The sequence below is a fragment of the Pseudomonas sp. FBCC-B35 genome, assembly GCF_059133755.1.
Map to the genome: position 1 here is coordinate 1,119,837 of NZ_CP101439.1, position 13,518 is coordinate 1,133,354.

Sequence of the window (13,518 nt, forward strand, 5' to 3'; positions counted from 1 at the left end):
GGCAGGATCAGTGCTGAAGGATCTTGCTCAGGAAGTGCTGGGTGCGTTCGTGACGGCCTTCGGGGTTGCCGAAGAAGTCTTCCTTCTGGCAATCCTCGATGATGTTGCCCTTGTCCATGAAGATCACGCGGTTGGCCACTTTGCGAGCAAAGCCCATTTCGTGGGTCACGCACATCATGGTCATGCCTTCGTGGGCAAGCTCGACCATCACGTCCAGCACTTCGTTGACCATCTCCGGGTCCAGGGCCGAAGTAGGCTCGTCGAACAGCATGACGATCGGGTCCATGGACAATGCGCGCGCGATGGCGACCCGTTGCTGCTGACCGCCGGACAACTGCCCGGGATGCTTCTTGGCGTGGGCACTCAAGCCGACGCGGTCGAGCAAGGCCAGGCCCTTCTTGGTGGCTTCGGCCTCACTGCGGCCCAGCACCTTGCGCTGGGCAATGGTCAGGTTTTCGGTGATGGTCAGGTGCGGGAACAGCTCGAAATGCTGGAAGACCATGCCCACGCGCGAGCGCAGCTTGGGCAGGTTGGTCTTGGCGTCGGCGATCGAAGTGCCGTCGACCACGATGTCGCCCTTCTGGAAAGGCTCCAGCGCGTTCACGCACTTGATCAGGGTGGACTTGCCCGACCCCGAGGGACCGCATACCACCACCACTTCACCTTTCTTGACCTCGGTGCTGCAGTCGGTCAGCACCTGGAAGTCCCCGTACCACTTGTTGACGTTCTTGATGGAAATCATACGGTGATCCTTTTTTGCAGGCGCTTGACCAGCCACGAAGCGGAGAAGCTGATGATGAAATACACGATGCCGGCGAAGATCAGGAACTCGTGGGAGCGCCCGATGATGTCGCCGTTGGAGCGTGCCGAGTTGAGGAAGTCGACCAGGCCTACCGTGTAGACCAAGGACGTGTCCTGGAACAGGATGATGCTCTGCTGCAGCAGCAACGGCGTCATCTTGCGGAAGGCCTGGGGCAGGATGATCAGGCGCATGGTCTGGCCATAGGTCATGCCCAACGCCTGGGCTGCGCCCATCTGGCCTTTGGAGATCGACTGCACACCGGCACGCACGATTTCGCAGAAGTAGGCCGCCTCGAACATCATGAAGGCGACCACGCAGGAGGTGAAGGCCCCCACCGGCGTATCCTGCCCAGTGATCCAGCGCAGCACGAACGGCACCGCCAGGTAGAACCAGGTGATCACCAGCAGCAGCGGGATCGAACGAAAATAGTTGACGTAGGCGCCGGCCAGCCTGGACAGCAGTTTATTCGACGACAGGCGCATCAGCGCCAGCAGGGTGCCCAGCACGATGCCGCCGATGACGCCCATCACCATCAATTGCAGGGTCATGGCCATGCCATCCCAGAGGGCGGGCAGGGCGGGGATGATTTCGCTGAAATCCAGGTCCATTTACTTGCCCCCCACAGAGATCAGGCCAGGTACGGCCACTTTCTTCTCGACGATACGCATGAGCAGCATCAGGCCCATGTTGAGGGTGAAATAGATCAACGTGGCCAAGGTGAACGCTTCGAACAGGTTCGCCGAGAACTCGGCAGTCTGCTTGGTTTGCGCCAGCAGCTCCATCAGGCCGATCAACGAAGCCACCGAGGAGTTCTTGAACACGTTCAGGAATTCGGAGGTAAGTGGCGGAATGATGATGCGGTAGGCCTGTGGCAGCAGCACGTTGGTGTAGATCTGCGGCAGGCTGAAACCCATCGCTCGCGCGGCGGCTTCCTGGCCACGCGGCAGGGCCTGGATGCCGGTGCGAACCTGTTCGCACACGCGCGCGGCGGTGAACAGGCCCAGGCACACGACCACACTGATCAAGGCCGACGTGGTCGGGTTCAAGTCCTGCTTGAACCATTCCTGCAGCCCCTCTGGCAGCAGGTCCGGCACCAGGAAGTACCAGATGAACAGCTGCACCAGCAAAGGCACGTTGCGGAACAGCTCGACGTATGCGGTTGCGATACCGGAAACGAGCCGGTTAGGCACGGTTCGCATCACGCCCAGGATCGACCCCAGCAGCAAGGCGATGATCCAGGCGGAAATGGCGATGGCGATGGTCCACCCCAGGCCGGTGATGTACCAGTCCAGATAGGTTTCGCTGCCCACGCCAGTGGACTTGAAGAATACGCCCCAGTCCCAGTTGTAATTCATCGGGATTTCCCCTCAGACGATTGTTTCACAGGCACCTTCCAGCATCCGAGGGCAAACTGCCCTCGGATGAAAGGTTAGACACTAACGGGGAGCCTGCCCGTTTAATTCGCGCCTTGCAGCGCGGCAGGCTCCAGGCTGGGGGTCAGGATTTCTTCTCGTCCGCCGCCTTGTCGGTCGGCTCGGCGATCAGCTTCTTGAGCTCGTCGCTCATTGGGAACTGCAGGTTCAGGCCTTTAGGCGGGATTGGCTGCTGGAACCACTTGTCGTAGCTCTTGTTGACTTCACCGGACTTGAAGTAGCCAATGATCGCGTCATCCACGGCCTTCTTGAAGGGCTCATCACCCTTGCGCACCATGCAACCGTAGATTTCGTAGGATTGCGGCGTACCGGTGATGACCCAGTCCGACGGCTTGCGAGCCTTGGCCATTTCGCCAGCGAGCAGCGCGTCGTCCATCATGAAGGCCACAGCGCGACCGCTCTCGAGCATGTTGAAGGCTTCACCGTGGTCCTTGGCGGAGATCACGTTCATCTTCATCTGCTTGTCGGCGTTCATGGCCTTGAGGAGGCGTTCGGAGGTGGTGCCCGCGGTGGTCACCACGTTCTTGCCAGCCAGATCTGCGAAGTCCTTGTAGGCCGGCTGGCCGTCCTTGACCTTGGTCAGCAGACGGGTGCCAACCTCGAAGATACCCACCGAAAAGCTGACTTGCTGCTGGCGCTCGACGTTGTTGGTGGTGGAGCCGCACTCCAGGTCGACGGTGCCGTTCTGTACGAGCGGGATGCGGGTCTGGGAAGTGACCAGGTTGTAGCGGACCTTGATGTCGGTACCCAGTTGCTTCTTCAGGGCCTCGACGACGGCCAGCTGGATATCGTGGGAGTAGCCGACGGGCTCTGGCTTGCCGGCCAGGTAGGAAAACGGGATGGAGGAGTCGCGGTGGCCCAGGGTGATGGTGCCTGAATCCTTGATCTTCTTCAGGGTGCCGGTGAGTTCTTCGGCCATGGCCGGCGAAGCGATCACAGCAGCCGCGATGGCGGCGCCCAGCAATTGACGAACGATACGCATCAAATTTTCCTCGACGTGTTTGTTTTTTTTATGGAGCCGTTGGCGGACTCTTTCGTTCAACGGATACGGCAGCGGTTGCATCCGGTTGAATGGATATGAGCAGAAGTCGTGCCAAGGTCCGTGAAGCATGTTAGCCCCGCTGAAAGCAAGGGCGTTAGCCTTGTTCGACTAATTCGAGTTTTTCAGCAGGGTCGGAAATTCGAATTACCGTCATTTTTATGTTCGGTTATCCGAATGAGTGCTCACCATTGTGCACCTAGCCATATGTATATGTAACACCTGTCCATGACAGCTCGATGTTCTGCTGCGGCATTTCCCAGACCAGAGGAAGATCCGTGGCAGATAACGCACTACCTCACGTTTCCGTTGATGCGCTCGTGGCGAGCGTGTTGCCGGCTTGGCTGACCAGCGCCGATCCAGACCTGCTCAGCACGTTCCATCGTGCGCTCGAGCTTGAACAGTTGTCCTGCGAGGCGGTCAAGGTGCGTCTGAAAACGTTGCCTGGGCTGCAGACCTTTGCCCGCCCATTGCTTCAGGAGGCGCTGCGAGCCATGGGCTTGGGCGAGGTGAATGTGGATACCGCTCGGGTGGTGGTGCACGACAGGCTTGCGATGCCCAGTGCCGCCCCTCGGCTGCACACACCCATGAAGGTGATTTACAGCAATGAATCGCTGTTGATGGCCGCGTTACACAACTTTCATGAAAGCGAGACCCATCCCGGCCTGCACCGGCGCGCTCAATTGCAGAAGGCAGACGGCACTGTACTGCCGCTTTCCTTCGAAGCGTTTGCTCGCCTCTGCCGGCAGCTGGATCTGGGCGGGCGGTACCAGCAGCAGCTGCATACGTGCCTGTTCCCCAAGGCGCGTCCCCCGGCACCCGCCGATTTTGGGCAGCGTGCAGTGGAACAGATTTTCGAGGAGCGCCTACGCGCGGCGCTTGATGTTGCAGTCAGGATGGCCAGGCTCAAAGGGCAGCTGACCGATCAAGACTACCTCACACTTCTGCCGCTGATAGCCCGCAAGCCGACGGTACCGGCCGTGGCTCAAATGTTCCAGGCGTTCGAGCTATTCGTCTTGGGTAAGCGCGTTCAGCGTTGCCTGGTCATTGAGCTTCGCGCGGCGGCAAATGGGCCCGTGCACGGCCTGATAAGCTGGTTTTCCAATGACCCGGCCGAGCCCATCGGGCGGCATGCGAACTGGACTGGATTGTACGAACACCTCGGCATGCGGCTGCGTGAGCGTCGATATACACAGTACTTTGCCGGCTTGATTGCTCAGCGCGAGCGGCCTGCGTTTCTGGCCCAGCTGGCGCAGTTGAACAAATCCTCGACTGGTCCTACACCGCTCGCCCTCGATGGTCGGCATTTCGCAATAGAAGGCTCTGTCTTTGCCTGCCTGCGCAAGCGCTTGCTCGATGCAATGATCGATGATGCCCGGGTACTTGCCGTTCCCACAGGCGACCTGACTCAACTTGAGCGGCACGAGCGCATCGACGCCTTGAAAGGGGCAGGGCTGGATGCGCTTACCCTGGCCGCGCTGTTCGTCCCCGGCCTGGGCGAAGTTTTATTTGTTGCGGCTGCGGTGGACGTCGTGCGCGAAGTCTATGACGGTTACGAGACTTGGCAGATAGGCGACAGGCAGCAAGCGCTGGCGCATGTGTTCAATGTGGCCCAGGTCGTGGCCACGGGCGCGCTGCTGGGTGCTGCGCAGCCATTGTTCGGCGGCGCGCTCGAGCGCATCGGTTTGGTCGACGGCCTCACGCCGGTCATGGCCGGCAACAGGGGATTGCGGCTAAAAAAGATGCCGGCGTCGGCCCACTACCTGGAGCATCCGGGGGAATTGATACGCAGCTTTGGCGCCGATCTTGAGCAAGTGTCGGACGTGGACGCCGACGCGCTGGTGCATATCACCGGCCTGACGCCCGAACACTTGCGCAGCCTGCGGGTACACGAGGAACCGGCGCCAGCGCGGTTCAGAGAAGCGCAGGCACGGCACCTGCTGTATGGGCAGGGGCCGACATCAGAGCTGTTGGTCGAGCAAGCGCTGACGCATTCAGTGGGCGAGCCAGGCGTTGGCGTGGATACGCTCACTCGCGACTTCACCGGCCTGTCAGTGCCACTTGCGCAAGAAATCGTGGAATGCGCGACCACAGAACAACTTGAAACGCTGATGAGCGGCAAGGTCCCCCTGCCGCTTGCTGAGCGGGCGCGTTGGGCAGTGCGTGAAAGCCGCATCGATCGCGCGCTGTTGGGCTTCGAGCATGAGCAGGCCACCAACCTGGACACACTGCGCCTGGCGCTGGCGCTGATCGATGAAACATCGCCATGGCCTGTGTCGATGCGTATCGAGGTGCGCCTGGGTGAGGCCCAGGGCAAGCTCGTGGCCTCCCACGGCCCAGTTGACGCACAGCGCACCGAGGTGATCGTGCAGACCAGCGGAGGATATCAGTTGCAGGCACGTTCGATTCAGGCCGTGGATCAAGGACTGCTGGCGTGTTTGCTGCAGACCCTGGATGAAACCCAGAAAACCGCCTTCGGCGGTTCATCGGTTACGGCTGTCGAATTGGCGGAAAACCTGCTGCACAGGGCGGCTGTCGATCGGGGCAAAACGGCCCAGTCACTGGGCATGGTGGCTCTGGGTGGCCGATTCAACCCGCCTCGCCGACTCCAGGATGGTCGTATTGGTTACCCCCTCAGCGGGCGAGGGGAGAGCAGCCGGCAAGCACTACGCCGGGGCATACACCGCATCTACCCGACGCTGACCGAGAGCCAGATGGACGCCTACCTGGAGCAATTGACCGAGCGCGACGTGAATTTATGGGACCACTTGAGCGATCTCGAAGGGCGACTGGCACGTTTGCGTGAGTCCCTCGCCTCCTGGGAGAGCCAACGCAATGGTTTCATCGATGGGCGCCGCCGACGCAGGGTTGCCACCCAGATCCGCCGCGCTTGGCGACGCAAGACAGTTGGGTCCGGGAACGATGAGTATGTGCTGCGTATACAGGGCGAGCAGGTGGGCACGCTACCTGACCTGCCTGACGACATCGATTTCAATCACGTGCGGCAATTGAGCCTGCGCAACTTGGCGCTTATCAACGTCAGCGACAACTTTCTCAAGCGCTTCCCGCACCTGCAGGTGCTCGATCTGCGCGGCAACCAGTTGACGCAGCTGCCGACCGGCCTCAGTGACCTGGAGCAGTTGCGGGTATTGCGGTTCGATGACAATCGAATCGTACTTCGACCTGACAGTGACACGGCACTGACCAGACTGACCCACCTTGAGTACATTAGCTTGAGCGGTAATCCGATCGGCAGAATACCGAACCTGTCTCCCCTACGTCATCTGCGTACGATTTCACTGCGCAACACAGGCCTGTTGAACATCCCGCAGCGCCATCAATTACTGTGGCGCGGCCTGATGGACATCCGGGAAAACCAGATTCGTGAGGTCAACGAGCATCTGCAGATGCTCGGAGAACACATCCAGCAAATGTCCCTGCACGACAATCCGTTGGACGAAGCCAGTCAGCAAGCACTCGCCACTGCAAACGAGGGCTCGCTCGCGCCGCGCACCCATGCCCAGGTGTCCATTGACGACGAGCTGCGAGACAGCTGGATTGGACCGGCCAAGCCAGACATTCGCCATCGATATGAAGGCATCTGGAACGCCTTGCTTGACGATGAGGGCTCTGCCGATCTCTTCCGGTTCCTTGCCGACTTTGCCGAATCTGACGATTTCCATGAACGCCCGCCATACTACCGCGCACGCATATGGCGCATTCTCGAATTGTGTGCTGAAAGTACGGATGTCCGCGAATCGGTCTACCTGCAGACCCAAGGCCCGCAGACCTGCGAAGACCGTTTGTTGCTACTGCTCAGTCAACTTGAGGTGAGAACGCTTATTGCCGTTCATACGGCTGGGGCGAGTGCCGGGCAGACTGAGCGCGAACTCCTGCGCCTTGGGCGTTCGCTGTATCGTCTGGACCAGGTGGACAGTATCGCCGCTCGGCATATCGAGCGTATGCGGCGCGATCCCTATGCGAGGGTGGATGACATCGAGGTGTACCTGGCTTACCGGGTCAATCTGGCGAACCGCTTGGGGTTACCGGCTCAACCAAGTTACATGAATTACCCGGAATTCAGCGATGTCAGCAGTCGGCAGATCAGGCTGGCCGGAGAGCGGGTACTGGCGGGCGAGAGTTTGGACGTACTGGCCGCGGCACTGGCGCAACGCGAGTTCTGGCAGTCGTTTGTACGCAGTCATTACCGCGAACGTTTCGAGGCGCTGGCTGCACCGTTTCACCAACGGCTCGAAACCGCCGAGCGCACCGTCGGCGAACACGGGGAGCAGGTCTATCTTCAACAGGCTGCTGCCTTGAAGGCTGAGCTCGATGCGCACGAGCAGGCGCTTTACCACGAGCTGGCCGTCGAGGCCTACAGCCGCCTGTGAGCATGTGCTGACAGGCGGCACATCTGGGTCAGGCAGCGTGACTGCGCTGCGTTGCCTTTTCCAGGTACTGGCTAAGGGTGTTCTGTTCGGCTTCGGTGGTGAACAGCCCAAGCTTGGTACGACGCCACAGGATATCTTCTAGGCTGGTAGCCCACTCATGCTCGCGCAGGTAATCCACCTCGCGGGCAAACAGCCCTGCACCGATGGCCTGACCCAGGTCCTGCGGGCCTTCAACGCCTGCCAGAAGCGTCCAGACGCGGCTGCCATAGGTGCGTGCCCAGCGCTGGGCAATGGCCGGGGCAAGCCAGGTATGCCGAGCAAGCAAGGCTTCTTCAAGTGCCTGCGGCGTGGTCATGTCCTCACCGCCCGGCAGGGTTGATTCGGCTGTCCAACTACCGCCCATCTGGCTGAAGAACGGCTTGAGTTCGGCCATGGCCGATTCGGCCAGCTTGCGGTAAGTGGTGAGCTTGCCACCGAAGACCGAGAGCAGGGGGGCTTCACCGTGGGCGGCCGACAGTGCCAAAGTGTAGTCGCGGGTAACGGCCGATGGGTTGTCCGATTCGTCATTGCACAGAGGGCGAACGCCTGCATAGGTGCTGAAAATGTCACTGCGCTGAAGCTGATGATTGAAGTGGGCGTTGACCACGTTGAGCAGGTAGTCGGTTTCCTGATCGGTGATCGCCACCTTGGCAGGATCGCCCGTGTATTCACGGTCGGTGGTGCCGATCAGTGTGAAACGATCAAGGTACGGAATGCAGAAAACGATGCGCTGGTCTTCGTTCTGCAGAATGTAGGCGTGCTCGCCTTCATACAGCCTAGGGACGATCAGATGACTCCCCTGGATCAGACGGATCCCATAAGGGGCGTCCAGTTTCAGGTCGTTCTTGATGAACTGCGCAACCCATGGGCCGGCGGCGTTCACCAGGCCCTTGGCACGCACCGTCCGGGTGCTGCCGTCGGCGTGTTGCACTTCCACTTCCCAGAGGGCGCCGACACGTTTGGCGCCCAGGCACAGCGTCTGGGTGTGAATGTGCGCGCCATGTTCACGGGCAGCCATGGCGTTGAGGACCACCAGGCGAGCATCATCGACCCAGCAGTCGGCATATTCGAAACCACGGGTGATGGCCGGCTTGAGCGCAGAGCCAGCGCCAAATCGCAGGCTGCGCGAGGCGCCCAGCCGCTTGCGCTTGCCCAGGTGGTCGTACAGGAACAGGCCAGCACGGATCATCCAGGCAGGGCGCAAATGGGGGCGATGGGGCAGCACGAAGCGCATGGGTTTGACGATGTGCGGTGCCTTGGCCAACAGGACTTCGCGTTCGGCCAGGGCCTCGCGTACCAGACGAAACTCGTAATGCTCGAGGTAGCGCAGACCTCCGTGAATCAGCTTGCTGCTGGCTGACGAGGTGTGCCTGGCCAGGTCGTCCTTTTCACACAGGAAGACTTTCAGGCCGCGGCCGGCTGCGTCGGCGGCGATGCCCACACCGTTGATGCCACCGCCTATCACCACCAGGTCATAGCAGTCGGCGACGGGAGCGCTGGTCGAATCGGGCTGGGACACAGGGAAGGCCTCCTGGAGCAGTTCGTATCGAAAGTGAACATTTATGTTCGTTTCCGAAAATACTAGCGCAAGCGCAGGCGACTCGCCAGTCCGTATTCATAGAAAATACTGATCAGGTGACAAGCAAATGAACATTAACGAAAAAGTCAGCGGGTGTCGGGCGCCTGTGCCACGCCCATGCTCACAGCGCCGGCGCCGACCTTCTAAACCACTTCGACACGTACCTTGTGGTCATTGAGCAGTTGGACCAGGGCAGGGGTCGGTGCCTGGTCAGTCACCAGGCAGTCGACCAGGCTGATGGCCCCCAGGCGCACCATGGCATTGCGCCCGAACTTGCTGGAGTCCGCAGCCAGAATCACCTGCCGAGCATTGGCGATGATCGCCTGGGACACGCGCACTTCCTGATAGTCGAAATCCAGCAGGCTCCCGTCTTCATCGATGCCGCTGATGCCGACCAGGGCGTAATCGACCTTGAACTGATTGATGAAGTCCACACTCGCCTGGCCTACGACACCGCCGTCACGGCGCACGGTGCCGCCCGCCACCAGCACCTCGAAGTCATCCTTGGCCGCCAGGATGGAGGCGACGTGCAGGTTGTTGGTAATGACCTTCAGTTGGCTGTGGTTGAGCAAAGCGCGGGCGATGGATTCGGTGGTGGTCCCGATATTGATGAACAGCGAGGCATGATCGGGCACCTGCCGCGCGACAGCCTCGGCGATGCGCTGCTTTTCATCACGCATCTGGTCGGCGCGCATGGCATAGGCGGTGTTTTCGACGCTTGAATCGTAGGCTGCGCCCCCGTGGTACCGGCGCAACAGGTCGAGCTCTGCCAGTTGGTTGATGTCGCGGCGGATCGTCTGCGGGGTAACGACGAACAGCTGCGCCATTTCCTCGATACTGACATAGCCGCGGTCGCGGACCAGTTCGAGGATTTGTTGTTGGCGTGGAGGCAAATTCATGGACGTCCTTCGGAGCAGCCTGACAAATGCTGCAATGATGCCGTAGGACGGGGATGACGACCAGCGTGGCGTCCGAAGGGTGGATCCGGCGCAGACCTGGGAGCGGACTGCGCCGTTGCCTAAAGCGATCAGGCGTCGTGATCTTCCCAATCGCGGGTGCGATCGACGGCTTTTTTCCAGCCGCCGTACAATTTCTCTTTCTGCGTTTCATCCAGTTGCGGGCTGAACTCCCGCTCGATGATCGCCTTGTTGCGCAGCTCGTCCAGACTGCTCCAGAAACCGCAAGCCAGGCCCGCCAGGTAGGCTGCACCCAGCGCCGTGGTTTCACGCATCTTGGGGCGCTCGACACACGTGCCGAGGATATCGGCCTGGAACTGCATGAGGAAATTGTTGGCCACGGCGCCGCCGTCGACGCGCAGTTCGGACAGGCGCTGGCCGCAGTCCTGCTGCATGGCATCGAGCACGTCGCGGGTCTGGTAGGCGATGGACTCCAATGCTGCGCGGATGATGTGATCCACCTTGACGCCACGGGTCAGGCCAAATAGCGCACCGCGGGCATAAGGGTCCCAGTAGGGGGCGCCGAGGCCGGTGAAGGCAGGCACCAGGTAGACGCCATTGCTGTCCTTTACCTTGCTGGCGAAGTACTCGGTATCCAACGCGTCATTGACGATCTTCAGCTCATCACGCAGCCACTGGACCGTGGAGCCACCGTTGAACACGGCCCCTTCCAGGGCATAGGCCACTTCACCGCGCGGGCCACAGGCAATGGTGGTCAGCAGGCCATGGGATGACGTGACGGCCTTGTCGCCCGTGTTCATCAACAGGAAGCAACCGGTGCCGTAGGTGTTCTTCGCCTGCCCCGGTTCCACGCACATCTGCCCGAACAGTGCCGATTGCTGGTCCCCGGCAATGCCGGCGATGGCGATGCCACTTTTGGTGTGCCCATAGACCTCGGAGGAGGAGCGCACTTCTGGCAGCATTTGCGCAGGAATGCCCAGGATGTCGAGCAGTTTTTCATCCCACTGCAGCGTGTGGATGTTGAACATGAGGGTTCGCGAGGCATTGGTGTAGTCGGTGACATGCACCTTGCCGCCGGAAAACTTCCAGATCAGCCAGGTATCGACGGTGCCGAACAGCAGCTCGCCACGTTCGGCGCGTTCCCGGGCGCCGTCGACATTGTCCAGGATCCACTTGAGCTTGGTACCGGAAAAGTACGGGTCGGTGACCAGGCCCGTGGTTTCACGAATGTAGTCCTCAAAGCCGTCGCGCTTGAGCTGGGCGCAGATTTCGGTGCTGCGCCGGCATTGCCAGACGATGGCATTGTACACCGGGCGGCCTGTTTCCTTGTCCCAGACGACGGTCGTCTCGCGCTGGTTGGTGATACCCAGGGCCGCGACCTGGGCATGGCTGATGCCAGCCTGGGCCAGTGCCTCGACCATGGTCGCACTCTGGGTGGCAAAGATTTCCATGGGGTCGTGCTCGACCCAGCCTGCCTGCGGATAATGCTGCACGAACTCACGCTGTGAGGTGCCGACCACATTGGCGTCACGGTCGAAGATGATCGCACGCGAACTGGTGGTGCCCTGGTCCAGGGCGATGATGTATTGCTTGTCCTGAGTGTCTGTCATGGTGTTGGCCTTGCAAAATAGGGGTCGTGGCGGGTCTGGCTGCCGTGCTCAACTGATTTGCGTATCGCCTTGGCGACCGTCGCCTGTCGCGGGCGTGGGCGCTGGTGCAGGCAGGTTGCGGGCAATCAAGCCACGATAGGTGGCAGCACCCAGGCAGGCGCCGATGATAGGGCCGAATATCGGCACCAGGAAGTAAGGCACATCCCGGCCGCCGGTAAAGGCGATTTCGCCCCAGCCTGCCAGGAACGTCATGATTTTCGGGCCCAGATCGCGTGCCGGGTTCATGGCAAAGCCGGTCAACGGCCCCATGGCACTGCCAATCACCGCGATCAGCAGGCCGATCAGCAGCGGCGCCATCGCGCCGCGTGGCAGGCCGTTGTTGTCGTCGGTCAGGGCCATGATGACGGCCATGAGGATCGCCGTGATGACCACCTCAACCAGCAGCGCTTGCGCCGTGGACAGGGAGGGGTGTGGGTAGGTCGAGAACACCGCCGCCAGTTCCAGGCTGGATTCACTACCGCGCAGCAGGGTGTGCGCTTGTTCGAAATCGAAGAACAGGCTGCTGTAGAGGGTGTAGACCAGTGCCGCGCCGCAGAAGGCACCGCACACTTGGGCTAGTATGTAGAAAGGCAGCTTGCGCCGCTCGAAGCCGGCGAACAGGGTCAGCGCGATGCTGACGGCAGGGTTCAGGTGGGCACCGGAGATCCCTGCGGTGAGGTAGATACTCATGCTGACCCCCACCCCCCAAATGATGCTGATTTCCCAGAGTCCGAAGCTTGCGCCTGCGACCTTGAGCGCGGCGACGCAGCCGGTACCGAAGAAGATCAGCAGCGCAGTACCGAGAAATTCGGCCAGGCACTGGCTGGACAGCGTGGGTTGGCCTTGGGCAATTGTCATGTATGACCTCGTTGTTTTTGTTGTGAGTCGCGCGGGGCTCGACAGCAAGGCCCGGACCTTCCGGATGGTCCTGGGCGGGTATGAGATGCACCGTGAAGGTGCACCCCCGGTATTCAGAAACGAAAAAATATAGACAAGAAACGCTGATGTCAAAGGTCGAAAGTGAACGGTCAGTCACGTTTTGGGCAACCGCCGCCAGCGTGACGCCCCTTTGTAGAGCGGGGCGCTTGGGCTTATTGGCTGGGATGTAGGAATTGACCTAAAGTAGCTGCCGATCTGTCTTACACCGGAACTTCGTATGACACCCGCTCTGGATCTGTTGAAAAAGCATCACGCGCACTATCACGTTCACAGCTACGAGCATGATCCCAAGACAGCGTCCTATGGGCTGGAAGCTGCAGATAAGCTCGGCCTGGACCCACAGCAGGTGTTCAAGACGCTGCTGGCCTGTAGCGAAAAAGGAGAGCTGCTGGTGGCGGTGGTGCCTGTGGTGGGTACGCTCGATCTCAAGGCCTTGGCGCATGCGGCGGGCGTCAAAAAGTGCGAGATGGCCGATCCGGTCAAGGCGCAGCGAGCAACGGGTTACCTGGTAGGTGGGATCAGCCCCTTAGGGCAGAAGAAGCGTCTGCGCACCTTCATCGACGAGGCGGCGCAGCGTTTTGCGACCATCCATGTGAGTGCTGGACGACGTGGGCTGGAGGTAGAACTGGCGGCAACGACTTTGGCCGAGCATACTCAGGGCACCTTTGCCAGTATCGGCAGAACGTGATGCCAGCGCCCATTCACCCTCGCTACCCGCTCGGATCGAGCC

10 protein-coding genes are annotated in these 13,518 nt (G+C 60.6%); 2 read left to right on the forward strand and 8 right to left on the reverse strand.

Going from position 1 to position 13,518, the window contains the following annotated elements:
* Positions 1–7 precede the first annotated feature (7 nt).
* From NMB38_RS04975 to NMB38_RS04990, 4 genes are all read right to left on the reverse strand, one after another.
* A complete protein-coding gene (locus NMB38_RS04975; protein WP_027915362.1) occupies positions 8–742 on the reverse strand; it encodes an amino acid ABC transporter ATP-binding protein in 735 nt (244 codons plus the stop codon).
* On the reverse strand, positions 739–1,410 hold the full coding sequence (locus NMB38_RS04980) for an amino acid ABC transporter permease (RefSeq protein ID WP_027915361.1): 672 nt from the start codon (positions 1,408–1,410) through the stop codon (positions 739–741). The genes NMB38_RS04975 and NMB38_RS04980 overlap by 4 nt, the downstream gene beginning before the upstream one ends.
* The gene (locus tag NMB38_RS04985; RefSeq protein WP_023535216.1) at positions 1,411–2,157 is read right to left on the reverse strand and encodes an amino acid ABC transporter permease; all 747 of its coding nucleotides are present in this window, start codon (positions 2,155–2,157) and stop codon (positions 1,411–1,413) included.
* Positions 2,158–2,299: 142 nt separating this feature from the next.
* Positions 2,300–3,217 (reverse strand): glutamate/aspartate ABC transporter substrate-binding protein, encoded by a 918-nt coding sequence (locus tag NMB38_RS04990; protein WP_027915360.1) that lies wholly within the window; start codon positions 3,215–3,217, stop codon positions 2,300–2,302.
* Positions 3,218–3,552: 335 nt separating this feature from the next.
* Between NMB38_RS04990 and NMB38_RS04995 the strand changes: the two genes are divergently transcribed.
* On the forward strand, positions 3,553–7,665 hold the full coding sequence (locus NMB38_RS04995) for an NEL-type E3 ubiquitin ligase domain-containing protein (RefSeq protein WP_140174676.1): 4,113 nt from the start codon (positions 3,553–3,555) through the stop codon (positions 7,663–7,665).
* 28 nt (positions 7,666–7,693) lie between these two features.
* Here the strand turns inward: NMB38_RS04995 and glpD are convergent, their stop codons facing one another.
* The 4 genes from glpD to NMB38_RS05015 all read right to left on the reverse strand — a co-directional run bounded on the left by glpD (position 7,694) and on the right by NMB38_RS05015 (position 12,707).
* Positions 7,694–9,223, reverse strand: a complete 1,530-nt coding sequence (gene glpD, locus NMB38_RS05000; protein WP_027915358.1) for a glycerol-3-phosphate dehydrogenase — start codon at positions 9,221–9,223, stop codon at positions 7,694–7,696.
* Between the two features lie 203 nt (positions 9,224–9,426).
* A complete protein-coding gene (locus NMB38_RS05005; protein ID WP_027915357.1) occupies positions 9,427–10,182 on the reverse strand; it encodes a DeoR/GlpR family transcriptional regulator in 756 nt (251 codons plus the stop codon).
* 128 nt (positions 10,183–10,310) lie between these two features.
* A complete protein-coding gene (gene glpK, locus NMB38_RS05010; RefSeq protein WP_027915356.1) occupies positions 10,311–11,810 on the reverse strand; it encodes a glycerol kinase GlpK in 1,500 nt (499 codons plus the stop codon).
* A gap of 48 nt (positions 11,811–11,858) precedes the next feature.
* The gene (locus tag NMB38_RS05015) at positions 11,859–12,707 is read right to left on the reverse strand and encodes an MIP/aquaporin family protein (RefSeq protein WP_027915355.1); all 849 of its coding nucleotides are present in this window, start codon (positions 12,705–12,707) and stop codon (positions 11,859–11,861) included.
* A gap of 298 nt (positions 12,708–13,005) precedes the next feature.
* Here NMB38_RS05015 and ybaK point away from each other — a divergent pair, with 298 nt between their 5' ends.
* A complete protein-coding gene (gene ybaK, locus NMB38_RS05020; RefSeq protein ID WP_049696464.1) occupies positions 13,006–13,476 on the forward strand; it encodes a Cys-tRNA(Pro) deacylase in 471 nt (156 codons plus the stop codon).
* Positions 13,477–13,518 lie beyond the last annotated feature (42 nt).